At 67.6% G+C, this 20,989-nt stretch carries 17 protein-coding genes and 1 pseudogene; 9 read left to right on the top strand and 9 right to left on the bottom strand.

Annotated features, from left to right (window positions below; all coding sequences use genetic code 11):
• Positions 1 to 25: 25 nt before the first annotated feature.
• Positions 26 to 1,033, bottom strand: coding sequence for an AraC family transcriptional regulator (locus AC1DYK_RS26760; RefSeq protein WP_478169060.1), 1,008 nt, complete (start codon positions 1,031 to 1,033; stop codon positions 26 to 28).
• Between the two features lie 178 nt (positions 1,034 to 1,211).
• Here AC1DYK_RS26760 and AC1DYK_RS26755 point away from each other — a divergent pair, with 178 nt between their 5' ends.
• From AC1DYK_RS26755 to AC1DYK_RS26735, 5 genes and pseudogenes are all read left to right on the top strand, one after another.
• Complete coding sequence (locus AC1DYK_RS26755; protein WP_478169059.1) at positions 1,212 to 2,003, top strand: SDR family oxidoreductase; 792 nt, start codon at positions 1,212 to 1,214, stop codon at positions 2,001 to 2,003.
• Positions 2,004 to 2,022: 19 nt separating this feature from the next.
• Positions 2,023 to 3,261 carry a styrene monooxygenase/indole monooxygenase family protein gene (locus AC1DYK_RS26750; RefSeq protein ID WP_478169058.1) on the top strand — a complete coding sequence of 413 codons (1,239 nt, stop codon included), beginning with the start codon at positions 2,023 to 2,025 and terminating at the stop codon, positions 3,259 to 3,261.
• 14 nt (positions 3,262 to 3,275) lie between these two features.
• A pseudogene (locus AC1DYK_RS26745) lies at positions 3,276 to 4,511 on the top strand (styrene monooxygenase/indole monooxygenase family protein); the annotation flags it as partial.
• On the top strand, positions 4,485 to 5,009 hold the full coding sequence (locus AC1DYK_RS26740; protein WP_478169098.1) for a flavin reductase family protein: 525 nt from the start codon (positions 4,485 to 4,487) through the stop codon (positions 5,007 to 5,009). The pseudogene AC1DYK_RS26745 and the gene AC1DYK_RS26740, both read left to right, overlap by 27 nt.
• A 46-nt stretch (positions 5,010 to 5,055) precedes the next feature.
• Positions 5,056 to 6,306: a dienelactone hydrolase family protein gene (locus AC1DYK_RS26735; protein ID WP_478169057.1), complete on the top strand. Its 1,251-nt coding sequence runs from the start codon at positions 5,056 to 5,058 to the stop codon at positions 6,304 to 6,306.
• A 50-nt stretch (positions 6,307 to 6,356) separates the two neighbouring features.
• Here AC1DYK_RS26735 and AC1DYK_RS26730 read toward each other — a convergent pair whose 3' ends face one another.
• From AC1DYK_RS26730 to AC1DYK_RS26695, 8 genes are all read right to left on the bottom strand, one after another.
• Positions 6,357 to 7,175, bottom strand: coding sequence for a M55 family metallopeptidase (locus AC1DYK_RS26730; RefSeq protein WP_478169056.1), 819 nt, complete (start codon positions 7,173 to 7,175; stop codon positions 6,357 to 6,359).
• Complete coding sequence (locus AC1DYK_RS26725) at positions 7,172 to 8,245, bottom strand: P1 family peptidase (protein ID WP_478169055.1); 1,074 nt, start codon at positions 8,243 to 8,245, stop codon at positions 7,172 to 7,174. The genes AC1DYK_RS26730 and AC1DYK_RS26725 overlap by 4 nt, the downstream gene beginning before the upstream one ends.
• A gap of 10 nt (positions 8,246 to 8,255) precedes the next feature.
• Positions 8,256 to 9,182: a glutathione ABC transporter permease GsiD gene (gsiD, locus tag AC1DYK_RS26720; RefSeq protein ID WP_478169054.1), complete on the bottom strand. Its 927-nt coding sequence runs from the start codon at positions 9,180 to 9,182 to the stop codon at positions 8,256 to 8,258.
• A gap of 10 nt (positions 9,183 to 9,192) precedes the next feature.
• A complete protein-coding gene (gene gsiC, locus AC1DYK_RS26715; RefSeq protein WP_478169053.1) occupies positions 9,193 to 10,113 on the bottom strand; it encodes a glutathione ABC transporter permease GsiC in 921 nt (306 codons plus the stop codon).
• Positions 10,114 to 10,192: 79 nt separating this feature from the next.
• Positions 10,193 to 11,746 (bottom strand): glutathione ABC transporter substrate-binding protein GsiB, encoded by a 1,554-nt coding sequence (gene gsiB / locus AC1DYK_RS26710; protein ID WP_478158259.1) that lies wholly within the window; start codon positions 11,744 to 11,746, stop codon positions 10,193 to 10,195.
• An 84-nt stretch (positions 11,747 to 11,830) separates the two neighbouring features.
• The gene (locus tag AC1DYK_RS26705) at positions 11,831 to 13,708 is read right to left on the bottom strand and encodes a dipeptide ABC transporter ATP-binding protein (RefSeq protein ID WP_478169052.1); all 1,878 of its coding nucleotides are present in this window, start codon (positions 13,706 to 13,708) and stop codon (positions 11,831 to 11,833) included.
• Between the two features lie 29 nt (positions 13,709 to 13,737).
• Entirely contained in the window at positions 13,738 to 14,697 is a 960-nt protein-coding gene (locus tag AC1DYK_RS26700) for an isoaspartyl peptidase/L-asparaginase family protein (RefSeq protein WP_478169051.1), read from the bottom strand.
• Complete coding sequence (locus tag AC1DYK_RS26695; RefSeq protein ID WP_478169050.1) at positions 14,694 to 15,668, bottom strand: MurR/RpiR family transcriptional regulator; 975 nt, start codon at positions 15,666 to 15,668, stop codon at positions 14,694 to 14,696. The genes AC1DYK_RS26700 and AC1DYK_RS26695 overlap by 4 nt, the downstream gene beginning before the upstream one ends.
• Before the next feature lie 233 nt (positions 15,669 to 15,901).
• Between AC1DYK_RS26695 and AC1DYK_RS26690 the strand changes: the two genes are divergently transcribed.
• The 4 genes from AC1DYK_RS26690 (at position 15,902) to AC1DYK_RS26675 (ending at position 20,783) form a co-directional block, all read left to right on the top strand.
• Positions 15,902 to 16,129, top strand: a complete 228-nt coding sequence (locus AC1DYK_RS26690; RefSeq protein ID WP_478169049.1) for a hypothetical protein — start codon at positions 15,902 to 15,904, stop codon at positions 16,127 to 16,129.
• Positions 16,130 to 16,241: 112 nt separating this feature from the next.
• Positions 16,242 to 16,457, top strand: a complete 216-nt coding sequence (locus tag AC1DYK_RS26685) for a hypothetical protein (protein WP_478169048.1) — start codon at positions 16,242 to 16,244, stop codon at positions 16,455 to 16,457.
• A 164-nt stretch (positions 16,458 to 16,621) separates the two neighbouring features.
• A complete protein-coding gene (locus tag AC1DYK_RS26680; RefSeq protein WP_478169047.1) occupies positions 16,622 to 20,299 on the top strand; it encodes an AsmA family protein in 3,678 nt (1,225 codons plus the stop codon).
• A 244-nt stretch (positions 20,300 to 20,543) separates the two neighbouring features.
• Positions 20,544 to 20,783, top strand: coding sequence for a DUF3079 domain-containing protein (locus AC1DYK_RS26675; RefSeq protein ID WP_478169046.1), 240 nt, complete (start codon positions 20,544 to 20,546; stop codon positions 20,781 to 20,783).
• Positions 20,784 to 20,989 lie beyond the last annotated feature (206 nt).

Raw genomic sequence — 20,989 nt, 5'->3', positions numbered from 1 at the left:
GCGCGCCGCTGAATTCAGTGGGTCGTCAGCAGCCCCGCGACCCCCGCGTCTCCGACGGCCGCTCCCCAAACCGCGCGCGGTACTGCGCCGCGAAGTGCCCCAAATGAAGAAAGCCGTATTTCTGCGCCACCTCGCGCACACCGCTCCCGGCGACGCCGGCGGACGCCAATAGTTCGGCCCGCACCTTGTCGAGCCGGAGTTCGCGCAGGAACTCCATCGGCCCCTGGCCCGCATGCTGGCGAAACGCCAGTTGCAGGGCGCGTGCGCTGCAGCCGACCTCGCGGCACACGTCGGCTAGCGACAGCGGCTGCTCGGCATGCGCCGCCATGTATTCCTGTGCCTTGCGGACCACGCGCGGCAGCAGGCTGCGCTGCGCTTCGCCGGCCAGGGCGCGCGAATAGCTGTGGCCCGCCGACAGGAGCAGGCTCGACATCAGGTACTCCTCGGCATGCTCGGCGAGGCGCCCGCCGGACTGCAGCGCATTGCCGGCGTCGAGCGTGAGCCGCAGGTAGTCGATGAAGTGCACCAGCGGCGCCAGCGCGGGGTTGTCGAGCGGCACGCCGAGGTCGAACACCAGGTGCTGCCTGACGGGCGCCTGCAGCAGGGATTCGAGCCGCGAGAGCAGCGCCGAACGCGCCAACCGCACGATCAGGTGCGGGCTGTCGTCGGCCCAGCGCATCGACAGCGGTTCGGTGGGCGAGGGCAGCGAGGCGAGGCGGGGCGTCGCATCCACATGCTGCGCGCCGCAGCGGATCTCGGCGCCGCCACGCAACGGAATTTGCAACAAATAGAAATCCTGCAGATAGCCGGGGTCGATCTGCACGCCGGGGCCGTACTGCACGTAATTGAGGCTCACATCCCGATACAGGCGCGCGCTGTGGTGGCAGGCGTCGAGCTCGGTGCGAGGCCGCAGCATGACCAGGCCGTGCGGGCAGAAGACGCGGGCCACGCTCTCGCGCGCCTCGTCCATGTCGTGGCTCTCGAACAGGCGGTAGCGCTGCAGCGGCAGCCGTGAGGTCGTGGCGGTTTCCATCGGGTCGGTCACCGTAGCAAAAACCATCCCCGCCCACAATTCGGGGCAGCCCTTTGATGAAAGCTGCGCGCCAGGGACACAGCCTGCGTTTCCGGGATCCGCCAGCGCCCCGCTTGGCCCTAACGTTCGCCCCACAGGCCAACCCGGCCTGCCCGTTTAACCGAGGAGAGCAAGCGTCATGTTCAAGGGACTCGAGGGCAAGAGCGCCATCGTCACCGGTGGCTCCACACTGATAGGCGCCGGCGTGGTGCGTGCGCTGCACGCGGCCGGCGTCAAGGTCGTCATCGCCGACATCGATGCCGACCACGGCCAGCCGCTGGCGGATTCGCTCGGCGCCGGCGTGCGCTTCGTGCGCACCGACATCACCGACGACGCCCAGGTGCAGGCCTGCGTGTCGGAAGCGGCCGCGCGGCACGGCGGCGTGCACTTCCTGGTCAACCTGGCCTGCTCCTACGTGGACGACGGCTTCAAGTCGCCGCGCGCCGACTGGCTCGCCTCGTTCAACGTCAACGTGGCGAGCGCCGTGGCCATGCTGCAGGCCGTGCATCCGCACATGGTCGCGGCCGGGGGCGGGGCGGTGGTCAATTTCACGAGCATCTCGTCGCGCGTGGCGCAGACGGGGCGCTGGCTCTACCCGGTGAGCAAGGCCGCGATGGCGCAGCTCACCCGCAACATGGCGATGGACCTGGCGCCGGACCGCATCCGCGTCAACAGCGTGTCGCCGGGCTGGACCTGGTCGGCGGTGATGGACCGGCTCAGCGGCGGCGACCGCGCCAAGACCGATCGCGTGGCCGCGCCCTTCCATCTGCTCGGGCGTGTCGGAGATCCGGACGAAGTCGCGCAGGTGGTGCTGTTCCTGTGTTCGGACCATGCCAGTTTCGTGACCGGCTCCGACTACGCGGTCGACGGCGGCTACTCCGCCATGGGCCCCGAGCAGGCCGTGCCCGCCATTCCCAAGTTGATGGACTGACCAAATCAAGGAGCAAGCAATGAAACGCATCGCCATCGTCGGCGCGGGCCAGTCGGGCCTGCAATTGGGGCTCGGCCTGCTCGACGCAGGCTACGAGGTCACGCTGTTCAGCAACCGGACGGGGGAGGACATCCGCCGCGGCAAGGTCATGTCGAGCCAGTGCATGTTCCACACCTCGCTGCAGATCGAGCGCGACCTGGGCCTGGACCAGTGGGGGCGCGATTGCCCCACGGTGGACGGCATCGGGCTGGCCGTGCCCCATCCCGAGCTCAAGGGCGCCAAGGCCATCGACTGGGCCGCGCGGCTGAATTCGAGCGCGCAGTCGGTCGACCAGCGCGTGAAGATCCCGGCCTGGATGGACGCGTTCCAGAAGAAGGGCGGCGAACTCATCCTCAAGGACGCGGACATCGACGAGCTGGAGGCCTGCACCCAGAGCCACGACCTCACGCTGGTCGCCAGCGGCAAGGGCGAGATCTCGAAGCTCTTCGAGCGCGACGCCCACAAGTCCACCTTCGACCAGCCGCAGCGCGCACTGGCACTGACCTACGTGAACGGAATGACGCCGCGCGAGCCGTTCTCCGCCGTGTGCTTCAACCTCATCCCCGGCGTGGGCGAATACTTCGTGTTCCCGGCGCTGACCACCACGGGGCCCTGCGAGATCATGGTGTTCGAGGGCGTGCCCGGCGGCCCGATGGATTGCTGGGCCGACGTGAAGACCCCGCAGGAGCACCTGGCGCGGAGCAAGTGGATCCTCGACACCTTCGCGCCCTGGGAGGCCGAGCGCTGCAAACACATCGAGCTGACCGACGACAACGGCATCCTCGCGGGCCGCTTCGCGCCGACGGTGCGCAAGCCGGTCGCAACCTTGCCTTCCGGACGCAAGGTGCTGGGCCTGGCCGACGTGGTTGTGCTCAACGACCCGATCACGGGCCAGGGCTCCAACAACGCGGCCAAGTGCGCCGACACCTACCTGAAGAGCATCCTCGCGCGCGGCGACGGCGTGGCCGATGCCGCGTGGATGCAGCAGACCTTCGACCGCTACTGGTTCGGCTATGCGCAGTGGGTCGCGCAGTGGACCAACATGCTGCTCGCGCCGCCGCCGCCCCATGTGCTCAAGCTGCTGGGCAGCGCCGGCGCGATCCCGCCGCTGGCCAGCGCCATCGCCAACGGCTTCGACGATCCGCGCACCTTCTTCCCGTGGTTCACGGACCCCGCGGAGGCCGACCGCTACATCGAAACCTGCGCCGCCGTCGCTTGAGGCCGGAGCCCAGCATGAAGCGACGCGTGGCCATCGTCGGCGCCGGACAGTCCGGCATGCAGCTCGCGCTCGGCCTGCAGCGCGCGGGGCACGAGGTGACGGTTTTCTCGAACCGCACGGGGAAGGAGATCTTCGAGGGCCCGGTGATGTCCAGCCAGTGCATGTTCGAGACTGCGCTGCAGACCGAGCGCGAGCTGGCCCTGGACTGGTGGGCGGCCGAATGTCCCTCCGTGGAGGGCATCGGCATGGTGGTGCGCAGCCCGGAGGGCAGCAAGGCCATCGAATGGAGCGCGAAGCTCGACGGGCCCGCGCAGTCGGTCGACCAGCGGCTCAAGATCCCCGCCTGGATGGCGGAGTTCGAACAGCGCGGCGGCCGGCTGGTGGTGCAGGACGTGGGGCTGGCCGAGCTGGAAGCCTGCGCGGCAACGCACGAGCTCGTGGTCGTCGCCAGCGGCAAGGGCGAGATCTCGCAACTGTTCGAGCGCGACGCGGAGCGCTCGCCCTTCCACCAGCCCCAGCGCGCACTGGCCCTCACCTACGTGAAGGGCATGAAGCCCGCGCTGCCGTATGCGCGGGTGTGCTTCAACCTGATCCCCGGCGTGGGCGAATACTTCGTGTTCCCGGCGCTGACCACCACGGGGCCGTGCGAGATCATGGTGTTCGAAGGCGTGCCCGGCGGTCCGATGGATTGCTGGGCCGACGTCAAGACCCCGCAGGAGCACCTGGCGCGCAGCAAGTGGATCCTCGACACCTTCCTGCCCTGGGAAGCCGAGCGCTGCAGCGACATCGCGCTGACCGACGACCACGGCATCCTGGCGGGGCGTTTCGCGCCGACGGTGCGCAAGCCCGTGGCGACCTTGCCTTCCGGACGCAAGGTGCTGGGCCTGGCCGACGCGGTGGTGCTCAACGACCCGATCACCGGCCAGGGCTCCAACAACGCGGCCAAGTCCGCCGACATCTACCTGAAGCGGATCCTCGAACACGGCGATGCGCCGTTCGACGCCGCCTGGATGCAGCAGACCTTCGACCGCTATTGGGAAGGCTATGCCCGCTGGGCCACCGACTGGACCAACAGCCTGCTCGCACCCCCGAAGCCGCACGTGCAGAAGCTGCTGCAGAGCGCCACCCACACGCCCGCGGTCGCCAGCACCCTCGTCAACGGCTTCGACGACCCGCGCGGCTTCGCGCCCTGGTGGTTCGATGCCGTCGAGGCCGACCGCTTCCTGGAGGCCAGGGCGCGCGAGGCGGCGGCCGACCGCTTCGACCGGCGCGACTTCCGCAAGGCCCTCGGGCAGTTCACCACCGGCGTGACCGTCATCACGACCCGCGCCCTCGACGGCCGCCGCGTGGGCATGACCGCCAACTCGTTCTCGTCGGTCTCGCTGGACCCGCCGCTGGTGCTGTGGAGCCTGGCCCGGCAGGCGCCGAGCGTGGCCGACTTCACCGGCGCCAGCCATTTCGCGATCAACGTGCTGGCGGCGCACCAGCATCACCTGTCGCGGCAGTTCTCGACGCCGCAGGCCGACAAGTTCGGCGGCGTGGACTGCTGCGACGGTACGGCCGGCGTGCCGCTGCTGAATGGCGTCATTGCCCGCTTCACCTGCCGCAACGTGCGGCAGTACGATGGCGGCGACCACCTCATCTTCATCGGCGAGGTCGAGCGCTACGACCGCTTCGACGGCGAGCCGCTGGTCTTTCATTCGGGCTACTACCAGGTGACGACGCGACATCCGGAATGCGTGCCATGAGCGCGCGGCCCGCACCCCCATCCACCCATTGAACGGAGCACATCACATGCAGGACACAGCATCCACCTCCCCGCGCCACATCCGCATCGAGGCCACCGACGGCAGCGGAAGCTTCAACGGCTACCTCGCCGTGCCGCGCTCGGGCAGCGGGCCCGGCCTGGTGCTCGCGCAGGAGATCTTCGGCGTGAACCAGACCATGCGCGACGTGGCCGACTACTACGCCGAGGAAGGCTACGTGGTGCTCGTGCCCGACCTGTTCTGGCGCCAGCAGCCCGATGTTGAGCTGGGCTATTCGCCGGACGACTGGCAGCGTGCCTTTGCTCTCTACAAGGGCTTCGACGAGGCCCGCGGCATGGAGGACATGCAGGCCTCGATCACGGCGTTGCGCGGGCGGCCCGAAGTGCAGGACGCCAAGGTCGGCGTGCTCGGCTTCTGCCTGGGCGGCAAGCTGGCCTACCTGGCGGCCTGCCGCACCGATGCGGACGTGGCCGTCGGCTACTACGGCGTGGGCATCGACGCGGCGCTCGACGAGGCCGACCGCATCCGCTGCCGGCTCGCGCTGCATGTGGCGGAGCTCGACGGCTTCTGCCCGCCCGAGGCACGCGAACGCATCGTGAATGCGCTGCGCGGCCGGCCGAACGTCGAGGTGCATGTGTACCCCGGCGTCGACCATGCGTTTGCGCGGGTGGGCGGCGAGCACTACCACCGGGCCTCGGCGCTGATGGCGCACGAGCGCAGCATCGCCGCGCTGAAGAGCGCCATCGGCCCACACTACGACCTGGCCGCGCTGTGGGACAAGCACTGCGAGTACGAGTTCGCGACGCGCAACGTCGACGACACGATGGGCACCATGGTGGCCGAGCCCTACGTCAACCACATCCCGACCATGACCGGCGGCGTGGGCTACAAGGCGCTGCACCACTTCTACTCGAACCACTTCGTCAACAGCAATCCGCCCGATACCTCGCTGGTGCCGATCTCGCGCACCGTGGGCGCGTCGCAGGTGGTCGACGAGATGCTGTTCTGTTTCACGCACACCACCGAGATTCCGTGGATGCTGCCGGGTGTGGCGCCGACGGGCAAGCGCGTGGAGATACCGCTGCTGGCGGTGGTCAAGTTCCGCGGCGACAAGCTCTACCACGAGCACATCTACTGGGACCAGGCCAGTGTGCTGGTGCAGATCGGGCTGCTGGATGCGGGGCGGCTGCCGGTGGCGGGCGTGGAGACGGCGCGCAAGCTGCTGGACGAGACGTTGCCGTCGAACACCTTGATGGACAGGCAGCGCCCTGAATCCTAGATCGGGGCACGAAACAGGTGCGGTTCGTCATTCCCCATGACCAGACGCGATCAGCGCAACATCGACGACATGGCTGAACAGCAGTTCAGCATGCGCACCGCCGCTTCCACCGTGTCGGCGGTGAAACGCAGGGTGGCGCCGTCGAGGCGCTCGAACGCCGGCCACTGGCAGAACAGGTCGGCCAGCGAAGGCGACTGGGTGCGCAGCGTGACCACCTGCGGTCCCTTGTAGACCAGTGGGCGCGCATGGGAGCGCGCAGCCAGCGCCTGCGCCACACCGGCACGGATTGCCTGGCGCGACTGTTCGGGCGAGAGCGACACACCGCTGTGGAAGCCCGTGGCCCGCTTGGTCTGCACGAAAGTGGCATGCGGAAAGATCGGCCGGTTCTCGGCGATGAACACATCGTCCCCGCTCCCCATCACGACCGGCACGCCGTATTCGCCGGCCAGGGCGCCGTAGAGTCCGGCCTCGCCCAGCTCCTGATCGGCCAGCCAGATGCCGGCAAAGGCAAAGCTGTTGATCGTGTGCGCGAGGATGCCGCGTCCCTGGGCGCGCGAGTGGTAGCCGACCATGCAGACCGCGTCCACGCCTTCCTCGACGCCCGCCACCATGCTCAGGTAGCGCGGCTTGCCCTGCACGACGCGGGCGCGTGGGTCGAGCACGTCGGGCGGCATGTTGCGAAAGCCGCCGTGCGAGTCGTTGACCAGCACCTCGGTGGCGCCGGCGTCGAAGGCGCCGGCGATCGCGGCATTGGCTTCCTGCGTCATCAGCAGGCGGGCGCGTTCGAACTCCGGATTGCCGGGGCGGGTCTGCTCCGAGTGATAGACGCCCGCGACGCCTTCGATGTCGGTGGAGATCAGGACTTTCATGTGGGAACGCGCGATTCCGAGAAGAAGGAAAGGGAAGCGGGTGGCAGCAGCTCGCTGAGTGCCGCCCGGTGGTTGCCATCGCGGCCCGTCACGGCCGTGGCGCGCCAGAGCGCGTGCAGGATGGCCTGCTCGGTGCTGTCGGCTGCAGCCTGGAAGAGGCCGTCCAGCAACCCGTCATGCACCATCGCCATGGCCGGCATCGGGCGATCGACCCGGTCCGGCACCGTGTAGGCGGTGGAGAAGGCCAGCACGATGTCGCCGCTGCCATGGCCGAAGACCGAACCGGTGCGAGCCAGCCCGGCGCCCGCGCGCAGCGCCAGCCGGCGCAACTGACGCGCATCGAGCGGCGCGTCGGTGGCGACGACGATGATGATCGAGCCCTTTTCCGGTTCTTCGGGCACAGCCGGGCCTTGCGCCGCCAGTCGTTCGCCGACCGCGTGACCGGCAAGCACCATCTGCGGCTGGCGCCCGTAGTTGGCCAGTACCAGCGCGCCCACCGTGTGCAGCTCGCCACCGGGCGCCGACACGCGGCGCGAGGCGCTGCCGATGCCACCCTTGAGCTGAAAGCTCGACATGCCGCGTCCCGCGCCGACCGAGCCTTGCGCGAAATCGGCATCGGCGCTGGCCAGTGCGTGCAGGTAGTCGGCTTCGGTGATCGCCATCCGCTGGATGTCGTTGAGAAAACCGTCGTTGCACTCGAAGACCAGCGCATTGACCGTGGGCAGCGACCGGCCGCTCTCGGGATTGGCTGCCACGCAATGGCGGATCTGCGCCGTGGCCACCGTGCCGACCGAGAAGGTGTTGGTCAGCGCAATCGGCGTCTCCAGCACGCCGAGCTCGGCCAGCTGCACCAGGCCCACGCTCTTGCCGAAGCCGTTGAGCACCACGGCGGCCGCCGGCACCTTGTCGCGGAACGGATCGCCGGCGTGCGGCCGCACGACCGTCACGCCGGTCTGCACGTCGCCGTCATCCAGCGTCCGATGACCGACCGTGACGCCTTCGACGTCGGTGATGGCGTTGCGCGCGCCCTGGAGCAGGTTGCCGATGTAGGGCAGGGGAGTGGATGACATGAAGAAGGAACTACTGCCGGTCGATCTTCGGATCGAGCGCATCGCGCAGTGCGTCGCCCAGCAGGTTGAAGGCCAGCACGGTGAAGAAGATGGCCAGACTCGGGAACAGCGCCACGTGCGGCGAGGTGACCATGTCGGCGCGGGCCTCGTTGAGCATCGCGCCCCACTCGGGCGTCGGCGGCTGCGCCCCCATGCCGAGGAACGACAGGCTGGCGGCCGTGATGATCGAGGTGCCCACGCGCATCGAGAAGTACACGACGATCGACGAGATGGTGCCCGGCAGGATGTGCCGCACGATGATGGTCCAGTCCGACGCGCCGATGCTGCGCTCGGCCTCGATGTAGGTCTGCTGCTTCAGCACCAGCGTGTTGCCGCGCACGAGGCGCGCGAAGGCCGGCACGCTGAACACCGACACCGCCACCACCACGTTGGTCATGCTGCTGCCCAGGATGGCGACAACGCCCAGCGCCAGCAGGATGCCGGGGAAGGCGAACAGCACGTCCGAGATGCGCATCACGATGCGGTCCCACCAGCCTTCGTAGTAGCCCGCGAGCAGGCCGAAGGCCGTGCCGATGAAGCCGCCCACCAGCACCGACAGGAAGCCGGCGGCCAGCGAGATGCGCGTGCCCATCAGGATGCGGCTGAAGATATCGCGCCCCAGCGGGTCGACGCCGAACCAGTGCGTGGCCGAAGGCCCGCTGTTCAGCATGTCGTAGTCGAAGAAGTTCTCCGCGTCGAAGGGCGCGACCCACGGTGCGAACACCGCGACGAACACCAGCAGCAGGACGAAGATCGCCGCGACGATGCCCACGGGCTGCTTCTTGAAGCGGCGCCAGCATTCGCCCCAGGGCGTGCGGACCTTGCCCGCGCTTTGCACCACGGCGACGGGGGAGAGTGGAACGATGGATTCGGCAGGCACGCCGATAGCTTGCGTCATGGCTGCTTGCTCACTTGTAGCGGATGGTGGGGTTGATGAAGCCATAGAGCACATCGACCACCAGGTTGATCAGGATGAATTCGAGCGAGAACAGCAGCACCAGCGTCTGGATGACCGGGTAGTCGCGCATCTGCACGGCATCGACCAGCAGGCGGCCGAGGCCGGGCCAGTTGAAGACCGCCTCGACAAGGATCGAGCCGCCCAGAAGAAAGCCGAACTGCAGGCCCATCATCGTGACGACCGGAATCAGCGCGTTGCGCAGGCAGTGCTTGATGATGACGGTGCGCTCGCGCACGCCCTTGGCGCGCGCGGTGCGCACGAAGTCTTCCTGGATCACCTCGACAAAAGACGCGCGCGTGAAGCGCGCCATCACGGCGGCCACCGCCGCACCCAGCGTGATCGAGGGCAGGATGTAGTGCTGCCAGGTGGCGGCGCCCACCGTGGGCAGCCAGCCGAGCTGGACCGAGAAGATCTGCATCAGCAGCATGCCGAGTGCAAATGCAGGAAAGGAGATGCCCGACACGGCCAGCGTCATGCCCAGCCGGTCGGGCCATTGGTTGCGGAACACGGCAGAGACGATGCCGATGCCCATGCCGAAAATCACCGCCCACGTCATGCTGGTGATGGTCAGCATCACCGTCGGGAAGAAGCGCTCGGCGATCTCCGTCGACACCGGCCGCCGCGTGCGGATCGAGGTGCCGAAGTCGCCTTGCAGCATGTGTGTGAAGAAGCTCGCGAACTGCTGGGGCAGCGGCTTGTCGAGGCCCAGTTCCTGTCGCACCACGGCCACGGTCTGCTCGTCGGCGTCCTGGCCGGCGGCAAGGCGCGCCGGGTCGCCGGGCAGCATGTGGACGAACAGGAACACCAGCACCGCCACGATGAGCAGGGTGGGGATCAGGCCCAACAGTCGTTTGAGAAAGTAATTCAGCATGGGGTGCGGGTGTCGCGAGCGGGCGGCAGCAAGCGTTGCCGCCCGCCGGACAGTCAGTCAGAGAACGAAGGACCGGCGATCAGTTCGACACGGAAATCGCGTCGATGTTGATGTTGGCGTCAGGCATCACGAACACGCCCGACAGACGCTTCGAGTGCGCCGACAGGTTCTGCTCCGTGACCAGCGGCACGCGCGGCAGGTCCTTGCGGATTTCGTCCTGCGCGGTCTTGTAGAGCGCGGCCTTTTCCTTGTCGTCCACGGTGATCAGCGCCTTGGCGATCGCGGCGTCCACCACGTCGCTCTTGTAGAACGACATGTTGTTGAGCTTCGGCGCCCACGACTCGGAGGCGAACAGCGGGCGCAGGCCCCAATCGGCCTCACCCGTGGACGAAGACCAGCCCGTGTAGTACATGCGGACCTTGGCCGTCTTCGGATCGGGCCAGGCATCGACCTGCTCCGTGCGCTGGCCCACCTCGAGCGCCAGCACCTGCAGCTTGATGCCCACCTGTGCGAGCTGCTGCTGCACGAACTGGATGGTCTTCTGGCTGGTCGTGTTGTTGTAGGCACTCCACAGCACCGACTCGAAGCCGTCCGGGTAGCCGGCTTCCTTCAGCAGCTCCTTGGCCTTCTTCACGTCATACGGAATCGGGGCCATCTTCTCGGCGAACTTCACGCCCTGCGGCATCACGCCCTGCGCGGGGAAGGCATAGCCGCCGAAGGCGACCTTGGCGAGCGCTTCCTTGTTGATGGCATAGCCGATCGCTTCGCGCACCTTCGGGTTGTCATACGGCTTCTGCAGCATGTTGAAAGCCAGGAAGCGCGTGATGATCGAGGGCGACGCCACCACTTCGAGCTTGTCGCTCTTCTTCAGCAGCTCGGCCTGCTCGTAGGGAATGGGGAAGGCGAAGTCGGCCTCGCCGGTCTGCAGCATCGCGGCGCGCGTGTTGTTCTCGAGCACCGGCTTCCACGAGAGATTGTCGATCTTCGGGTAGCCCTTCTTCCAGTAGCCGTCGAACTTCTTGGCCTTGACGGCATCGGTCTGCTTCCACTCGACGAATTCGAAGGGGCCGGTGCCCACGGGGTGGAAGGCGATGTCCTTGTTGCCCCACTTCTGCAGCGCGGTGGGCGAGATCATGGCAGCCGAGGCGTGGGCCAGCGAGTTGATGAAGGGGCCGAAGGGCTCCTTCAGCGTGATGCGCACGGTGCTGGCGTTCACCGCCTCGACCTTGCCCACGCGGTTGAACTGGTTGTAGCGCAGCAGCTTGTTGTCCTGGTTCAGCACGCGCTCGAGCGTGACCTTCACGGCCTCGGCGTTGAAGTCGGTGCCGTCGTGGAACTTCACGCCGGTGCGCAGCTTGATGGTGTAGACCAGGCCGTCCTTCGACACGTCGTAGCTCTCGGCGAGCACGTTCTGCACCTTCAGGTCCTTGTCGAACTGGAACAGGCCTTCATAGAAGGTCTTGGTCACCGCCGTGGTGATGGTGGTGTTGGTGTTGTACGGGTCCAGCGTTTCCGGCTGGTAGCCGATCGACAGCACCACGTCGCGCGCGGCGAGTGCCGTGCCCGATGCGGCCAACGCGGCCAGGCCCAGCAGTGCGGATGCCCATCGCAGGGAGGAAGAGGATTGCTTCATGGAAGAACTCCAGTCGGTTCGTGGAAAGAAAGCAGGAGGGCCTGCGGGATGAAAAATCAAAAAGCGCCGCCGATGGCGTCAAAATCAAAAGGCCCCGCCTATGGCGTGGCGGGCAACGAAGTGGCCGGGTGCGACCTGCACCAGCGGCGGCACGTCGGGCTCGTCGCCGACGGCGCGGATCGGGCTCGGGATCTCGCCTTCGAGCAATGCGCGCGGCTTGTGGCGGCGTGACGGATCGGCCACCGGCACGGCCGCCATCAGCTTGCGGGTGTAGGCATGCTGCGGCGCCTCGAACACCGCGCGGCGCGGGCCGATCTCGACGATCTGGCCCAGGTACATCACGGCCACGCGGTGGCTGATGCGTTCGACCACGGCCATGTCGTGCGAGATGAACAGGAAGGCCACCCCCAGCTCGCGCTGCAGGTCGAGCATGAGGTTGACGATCTGCGCCTGGATCGACACGTCGAGCGCCGACACCGATTCGTCCGCCACCACCACCTTGGGGTTGAGGGCGAGCGCGCGTGCAATCGCAATGCGTTGACGCTGGCCGCCCGAGAACTCGTGCGGATAGCGCTGTGCCACCTCGGGCGGCAGGCCGACCTTCCGCAGCAGCCAGTCGACGCGCTGCTGGGCCTCGGCGCCTTTGGCGATGCCGTGGATCAGCAGCGGCTCCATGATCGAAAAACCGACCGTGACGCGCGGATCGAGCGAGGCGAACGGATCCTGGAAGATGAACTGGATATTGCGGCGCAGGGCCTGCAGTTCGCGCGTGGGCAGCTCGCGGATGTTCTTCCCGCCAAACTCGATCGCGCCGCTCTGGCTCTCGACCAGGCGCAGCAGCGAACGACCGGTGGTCGATTTGCCGCAGCCCGATTCGCCAACCAGTGCCAGCGTCTCGCCGGGGTAGAGATCGAAGCTGATCTTCTCCACCGCATGCACGCGGCGCTTCACGCGGCCGAAAATGCCGCTGCGCACGTCGAAGCGCGTGACCAGGTCGCGCACGCGAAGGATCGGGCCGGCCTCTTCGCGCACGGTGGTCTGCGGCGTGGTGTTCGTGCACGGCACGGTCTCGGGCCTGCCCTCGGTGCGAAGCAGCTCGAACTTGGCCGGGAGATCGGTGCCCTGCATCGCGCCCAGCTTCGGCACCGCCGACAGCAGGGCCTTCGTGTAGGGGTGCCGGGGCGCCGCGAAGACGGCGTCCGAGGTGCCCGCTTCCACCTTGTCGCCGCGGTACATGACGAGCACGCGGTCGGCAATCTCGGCCACCACGCCCATGTCGTGCGTGATGAAGAGCACGCCCATGTGCATCTCTTTCTGCAGCTCGCGGATGAGCTGGAGGATCTGCGCCTGAATGGTCACGTCGAGCGCGGTGGTGGGCTCGTCGGCAATCAGCAGCTGCGGCTTGCACGACAGCGCCATCGCGATCATCACGCGCTGGCGCATGCCGCCCGAGAGCTGGTGCGGAAAGCGGTCCAGCACGTTGCGTGCTTCGGGAATGCGCACCAGCTCCAGCATGCGCAGCGCTTCGGCGCGGGCGGCCGAATTGCTCTTGCCCTGGTGGATGCGGATGGCCTCGGCAATCTGCTCCCCGGCGGTGAACACCGGGTTCAGCGAGGTCATCGGCTCCTGGAAGATCATCGCGATGTCTGCGCCGCGAATGCCGCGCATCGTGGCGTCGCGCGCCTGCGCCAGGTCGATCACCTCGCCATTGCGGCGGCGAAACGCCATGCGGCCGCCGAGGATGCGGCCGCCGCCATGTTCCACCAGCCGCATCAGCGCGAGCGAGGTGACCGACTTGCCCGAGCCTGATTCGCCCACCACCGCGAGCGTTTCGCCATGGTCGACGTGGAAGGACAGATTCTTGACGGCATCGACGGTGCGCTCGGAAGTCGAGAAGCGCACGGTGAGGTCGTCGACGGCGAGAACGCGGCCGTCCGGGAGGGCGAGGGCAGGGGTGGACATGCGAGTGCGAGTGGAAGAGGGCGTGTGCGTCAGGCGAAGATGGCCGTGACCGGCGCTTCATCGCCGCGGGCGTGGCCGCGGTACATGCCTTCGGTGTTGAAAGCGAGGCTCAGGTTGCCGTGGCGGTCGACGGCGATCAGCCCGCCGCTGCCGCCGATGGCGGGCAGCGACTGCTGCACGACGGCGTGCGTGGCGGCTTCGAGCGTTGCGCCGCCGTAAGCCATGCGGGCGCAGACGTCGTAGGCCGCGGCAACGCGGATGAACGTCTCGCCGCTGCCGGTGCACGAGACGGCCGCGGTGCGGTCGTCTGCGTAGGTGCCGGAGCCGATGAGCGGCGTGTCGCCGATGCGGCCGACGCGCTTGTTGGTCATGCCGCCGGTCGAGGTGGCTGCCGCCAGGTGGCCGTGCATGTCGAGCGCCACGGCGCCCACGGTGCCGAACTTGCGGTCTTCGTCGAGCGGTGGTGTCATGGCCGCGCCCTCGTGGTCCACGACCACGCGGCCGGTGTCGCGTACACGGTAGAGCTGTTGGCGGCGCGCCTCGGTGGAGAAGAACGAAGGCTCGACCATGTCCAGCCCGCGTTCGCGCGCGAAGACTTCGGCGCCAGCACCGGCCAGCAGCACATGGGCGCCGTCTTCGAGCACGGCGCGCGCGGCGTGCACCGGGCGGCGGATGCGGCAGACGCCGGCAATCGCGCCGGCGGCGAGCGTGGTGCCGTCCATCACGGCAGCATCGAGCTCGTGCGTTTCGTCGTGCGTGAACACCGCGCCGTGACCGGCGTTGAAGAGCGGGCAGTCTTCGAGCATCTCGACCGCGAGGCACACGGCGTCCATGGCGGATGCGCCCTTCCGCAGCATCGCCTGCGCGGCGCGCGTGATGTTCTGCAGGGCGTCGTGGTAGCCCTGTGCCTGCGTTGCGTTGGTGGTGGCTGCGCTGATGGTGCCTGCGCCACCGTGAATGGCGATGACGGGAATGCCGGGGAGTTTCATCGGGAAGATTTCTTCTTTTTCTTGGCGGAGTCGGCCTCGTCGGCCGCGCCGTTCAGGCCGGCGCGTTGCGTGCCGGTTTCGGCGCGCGGCAAGCCGTTGGCACCGTGCAGCCACGGTCGCACGGCCTGCAGGACGCGGCTTGCGGACTGCACCGCGCCCGGCGCACGCAGCGCGACGGCGCTGGTCAGGGCCTCGATCAGCGCGAGCACGCTGGTTTCGCAGTTCGGGCGGTAGCTGGTTTCGGTCTGGCAATACAGCGCCACGTCGGCCAGCGGCGCGAGTGGCGAGCTTGGGCGGTCGGTCAGCGCGAGCACGGCGCAGCCCTGGCCCTTGGCGATCTGTGCGAGCGCCACGGTGTCGGTGAGGTAGCGCGGAAAGGTCAGGCCGATGAACAGGTCCTGCGGCCCCGCATGCATCAACGTGCGCGCCGCGTGGGTGACGCCGCTGACGCTGGACAGCATCCGAACGTCGTTGCAGCTGCCGTCGAGCCCGTGCTGCAGCAGGCCCGCGAGCCAGCCGCTGGCGCCGAAGCCCGCGATGTAGATCGAGCGCGCCCGGCCGATGCGCTGCACCGCGGCGTCGCAGGCGGCGTAGTCGAGCGTCTGGCGCGTGGCTTCGATGTTGCGGCGGCTCTCGTCGAGGGCGGTGGCGAACACCTCGGCCACGGTGGTGGGGCGCTCGAGGTTGCCGCGCAAACGCTCCACCGGCGCCACGAGCGGCTCGAAGCCTCGGACGAGCTCCGCGCGAAAGGTGGCATAGCCATCGAAATCCAGCGCGCGAGCAAAACGGTTGGCCGTGGCGATCGATACGCCCACGGCGGCGGCGAGTTCGTCGATGGGCAGCGTCGCGACCTGCAGCGGGTGTTCCAGCACGTAGTCGGCCACTTGCCGGTGCGAGCGGGTCAGTCGCGGCAAGGCCTGCGCAATGCGCTGGGCCACGGTGGTGCCCGGGGTGTCGACGTTGGTGCTCATGCGTGGGTTCGTGCACCTTGGAAGGTGCGTTCGATGTAAATTAATTTACAAAACTAAGTCAGTGGGGAAATTTTCTGTCATTTTTGATCGGAACTGCAAGAACCGGGCCGGAAAGCAGGGTTTGTCCGGATGCCGCCGGGTGATAGGCGCCTCGCTCGGTTCGTCATCTCTTCCGATGACGACGCGCCGAGGGTGATCACCTAATCTCGCGGTGTAGCCCTGGGAGAAACGTCATGAAGCCCATCAACGCAACTCACGCAGCGATGTTTTTCGTCTGCGTCGCGTTCGCCGTGACCGGGTGCCACGAACTCGGCAGCCCATCGATGGCGTTGCCGGCCAAAGCGGTGGCTGATCAAGTTTCGCAAGGGCAGCCCGCTCCCTATATCGGTGACGTTTTCTCGGAGGCCCAGAAGGTGCTCGCGGCCCTGCCTCCAAGCGAGCCAATGCCGAACGGATACTGAATCGAATGGGCCTTCAGCTCGATCAGATCGGCACCAGGCCAGGCCCATAGCGATCCAGCTTGAGCGTTTTCATGAGGGCCGCAAAGCGTGGCTCCGTTCGAAGGCTGGTCCAGTGCGGATCGTCTTTCCCTACAGCTTCACGCTGGTGGTCATGCGCTTCAACCCCGACGGCACGTTCGCCGGAACGCAGAAGGCCAAGGGAACCCGCACCTTGTCTGCCGATGGCAACAGCTTCACCAGCACGGTGGCCGGTCAGATCATCGACCTGGCCGGCAATGTGGTCTCGCCGACTTGGGTGACGGATACGGGTTTGCGAGTGAGTTGGTAATCGCTGCGTAGGGGGAGGGGCGCACAGAAATCCGGAAACTCCCGCGTTCCCTTCGCTACGATGGCGGCACTTCGTTCGTCATCCATTCCGCGACCCGATTGCCCGCCTCTCATCACCCAACCCTGACCACACCCGGGTCGCCATGGCGTCGACGCACAACCAAGTTGCTGCTGTGGACGCTAGGGCTGCTGCTTGCGGCGGCTGCCGGCGTGATGCTCTTCCTGAAGACACTCGACGCCGAGGTCTACAAGCGAGCCGTGGAGCGAGAGCTTTCATCCGTCCTGGATCGGGAGGTGTCGATAGGCAGTCTGTCGTTCGAACTTGCCTTGCGGCCGACCTTTTCCGTGCGCGATCTGCGCATCGCCAACCCGCCCTGGGCATCGCGACCGGACTTCGTGACCGCTGCGAGCGGCGAGGCGCGCCTCGATCTCATCGCCCTGTGGAAGGGTCGGGTCGAAATGCGCGCCGTGCGCCTGGAGGGTGTGGACCTGCTGGTCGAGCGCAATGCGCAGGGCGAAGGCAATTGGCCGTCCGGCACGCCCGATCGGGGCACGAAGCGCGCGGCATTGCCCGACTTCGGCACCGTGTCGCTGACCGACGTCCACATTGGCTGGCGGCCAGGCGGCGGCTCCGTCGAGCAGGTTCGTGTCGATACCGCCGAGGCCACGATCAGCGGCGGCGTGCCGTTCCGGGTCCAAGCGCTTGCCGACTATCGAGAAGCTCCGATGCAGCTCACGGTGGAGGCCAATGCCTCGCTGCAGGCGGCACTCAACGGCGAGCCCTGGCATCTGTCCGTCGGCCTGCGACCGAAGGGGGCATCCCTCACGCTCGACGTGCGGCTGCCATCGATCGCGTCGCTCGAGGGCGTCGAACTCGGAATCGAGGCGACGGGCGAGCATCTCGACGCGTGGTCCGGCATCCTGGGGCGGACATTGCCGGGATGGGGCCCCTATCGTCTGTCGGCGCAGACTCGCTACGGCCGAGGCAGCCTGCAGGTCGAAGACTTGAGCCTGTCGCTCGATGGACTGCCGATGCAGCCGTCGCGCCTCGAGATCGGGTCGGGCAAGGCGGTGCTCGGCGAGAGCGTCGACACGCGGCTGGCGGTCGAGGGCAAGCTCGGTGACGCGGCGTTCTCGCTCGAGGCAAGCAGCGCGCCATGGGTCGAGTTGCAAAAGATCGATGGCGTCGCGCTGCGCGCCAAGCTTGCGGACTTCACGCTGAGCGCCAATGGAAGCATCACGCCCGCGGCCGAAGCCACGGACTTCGACCTGGCGCTGACCGCCCGGGGCGACGCGCTGGCGCCGCTGCGCCTGCTGGCGGGCCTGCGCCGGAGCCAACCCTTGCCGGTGGATCTTGCGGCGCACGTGACGCATTCCAGGGAAGGCTATTCGGCCAGGAACATCCGTGGCCGGGTACTCGCCTCGGCGGTGTCAGGAGATCTCGCGTACGCCAGCGCGCCGCGTGCGCTGCTCAGCGGGGCGCTGAGCCTCGGCCGGTTGGACTTGAATCAGCCCGATGTCAAGGCGCTCGAATCGGCCGCCCCCGAGTCACGACCACGGGACGTCTCCGGTGCGGGTGCGCCGGCGTGGCTCCAACGCGTCGATGCGGATCTTTCGCTGCGGATTGCAGCCATCACCGGCCTGCCGGTCCCGGCCAGGAATCTGTCCGGCCGGGTGCGCTGGCGCGACGACGCAGTTCGGCTGGAAGGGCTTGCCGCCACACTGGCCGGCACGGTGGTCACGGGAGACGGCACGCTTCGCTGGCGCGATGGCCGGCCGCAGATCGACGGCCATGCGAGCATTGCGGTGCTCGACTTCGCCAAGCTCGGCGGCAGCGCGGCGAGACTGGGAGCGCGCAGTGCATTCGACGATCCACTGCCGCTGGCGCCGCTGCGTGCGTTCGATGCCAGGCTGGATGTCGACGTTGCCCGCATTGCGGGCGCACCGGTGCCGATCGGCAAGCTTGCTGCGCTCGCGCATCTGCGGGGCGGCAAGCTTGCCATCGACCTGACATCCGCCACGGTCGCCAACGCGCCGGTGCAGGGCCATGTCACGGTCGATGCGAGCGCGCGGGCATGGCGCGTCGATGCCAACGCGAAGGCCGACCGCATCGACGTGGCGGCGCTGCTGCGCTCGCCGAAGCGGCCGGACGCGACGAGCGGCGCGATCCAGGGACTGCAAGTCCTGTTCGGCTCGCGGGGTACGAGCGTGCGCGAACTCATGAAGCAGGCGAAGCTTTCCGTTCGCACCGCTCCCTTCTCCCTGGCGGTGGGTCGCGACCGCTCCCCGGTCCAGGTGCAGCAGGCGAGCATCGAGGTTGAGCCGGGCGGCCCGGTGCGCGCGAGCGCGGTCGGCCATGCGCTCGGCGCGCCGATGGATCTGACGGTGGTCGCCGGGCCGCTGGCCGAACTGCTGAACCCCGAGACCGCGTGGCCGAAGATGGAAGCGAATCTGCGCACGGCGCTGGACGGCGACACACTCCACGTCCTTGCGACCAGCGGGCCGCTGCAGCGTCTGATCGGCCTGCGTGACGTGCCGCTGGCGTTGCAGGCGACGCTGCCTGGCGCGCGCGCCACCCTGGAGGGCAACGTGGGCAACCTTGCGGCGCCCACGGGCACGCGGCTCGCCGCCCGGATCGAGATCGACAACCTGGCGCAGACGGCGACGCGGTTCACCGCTTCGCGCCTGCCTGCCCTCCCGGTCAGCGCCTCAGGGCGGGTCACGCTGGGAGACGGGGAGGCGGCCGTTGACGATCTCAGCGCGCAGGCCGGCAAGTCGGATGCGGCGGGGCGGCTGCGAATTCGGTGGCGCGACCGGCCGGAACTGTCGGCGGATCTCACGTCCAGACTGATCGATGCCACACAGTGGGAAGAGCCCACGGCCAATGAGACACCGCTGCTGGACCGGCCCATCCGCATGCCGCCCCTGCTCTCGCGCGACGCGCAGCTGCGGCTGCGAGCCGAGCGCTTGCTTTTGCATCGATACGACCTGGCGAAGCTGCAACTCGATGGCACGCTCACGAACGGACTGATCGAGGTGTCGACCGCAGCGGCCGAAGGCGAGCTGCGCGGGGAACTGCGCCTTGACTTGCGCCAGGAAGTGCCTGGTGCGGCGTTGCGTCTGTCGCTCAAGAATGTCAATACAGAGGCGCTGTATACGGCACGAGTGGCGCCGCCGAGCGGGGCCGCCAGACCGCCGCTGTCGATCAACGCGCAGTTCGCTGGTGCCGGCAGCACGGTGCGCCACATGCTCACGGCCGGGCGCGGCGAGTTCCTGCTCACCGCCGGCGCGGGCACGTTGCCCATCAATTCAGGCTATGGCTTCGAGAGGATTGCCGGCAACCTCCTCCTGACCCTGGTGCCCGGCCGCAGGGCGGCGGACCACGCCCAACTCGAATGTGCGGCTGCGCGCTTCACCATCGCCGACGGCGTGGCCACCTCGAGCGACGGCGTCGCGCTGCGCCTGAAGCATCTGGACATCCTGGGCGGTGGCGCGGTGAACCTGAAAACGAGCGAGATCCTGTTCGGGTACCGGGCGGTGCGACGCGAGTTCTTCCGCTTCAGCTTGCTGGGCCTGACGAGCGGCGTCGCGAAAATCACCGGAACGGTCAGCCACCCGACGGTCGAACTGGACCCCAGCGGCATATTGCTCGTAGGGACCGCGGCCTGGGCCACCGCCGGGGTGTCGCTGTTGGCGGGCGACTTGTGGCGCAAGCTCCAGTCGACCGCCGACCCCTGCGCCCGCATCGCTGCCGGCGCCCAGCTTTCAAGCGACCCACTCGACGTGCTGATGGGATCGTCGCGATCGGTCGACTTGCCTTTCCGCCTGTCGGTCAAGCCCTGATTGAAGGCGACGACACGCACGCCTGAACTCCTTCGGCGGGCGATTCAGCCAGCCCACGACCTGGAAATGCGCGTCGTTGAGGTGATGGGCGCGCTCGGTGAATGGAACCTCGTCAGATAGACGTTTGATACATCTCAAGTTCGAGTCCGGCTTCAAAGAATATATTTGATGCCTCTTCACGGGCATCCATGCGTCTCGCCGAGTACACCGACGAATCGAAGCCCGGCACGTCTGAATGTCCGCCGTGACAAAGAAGTTCCCGATCCATCCCAGGCATCCCGAGCGCGTCTGCTGGGGTTGCGACAAGTACTGTTCTTCGGACGCGCTGGCGTGCGGCAACGGCAGCGTGGCGACGCCGCATCCGTCCGAACTTTTCGGCGAAGACTGGATGTCTTGGGGACTGGATGCCCGCGAAGCCGAGCAGATGCCCGCCACGGGACGTCCGCCGAAGTTGCACGCGAAGCTTCCCGGCAAGCCGATCTAGAAACCGTGACTGACGGGCCGCGCAGGCCGATTCAGATTTGGCAATGGTCCTCGAGACGTTTCGGGATTTCTACCAGCTTCTGCAAGGCTGGAGACGATGGTACAACTCCTTCGACACGCCTCGGATCGGGCGAAGGGGCCGTCCAGCTTGAGTGGATCCTGTACTTTCAACGAAGAGCATGATGGCGGTCGAGCCCTGTGATGCAG

Source organism: Variovorax sp. P2_H12 (assembly GCF_056403395.1).
The sequence above is the reverse complement of the archived record's forward strand: the minus strand, read 5'-3'. Positions and strand labels throughout refer to the sequence as shown.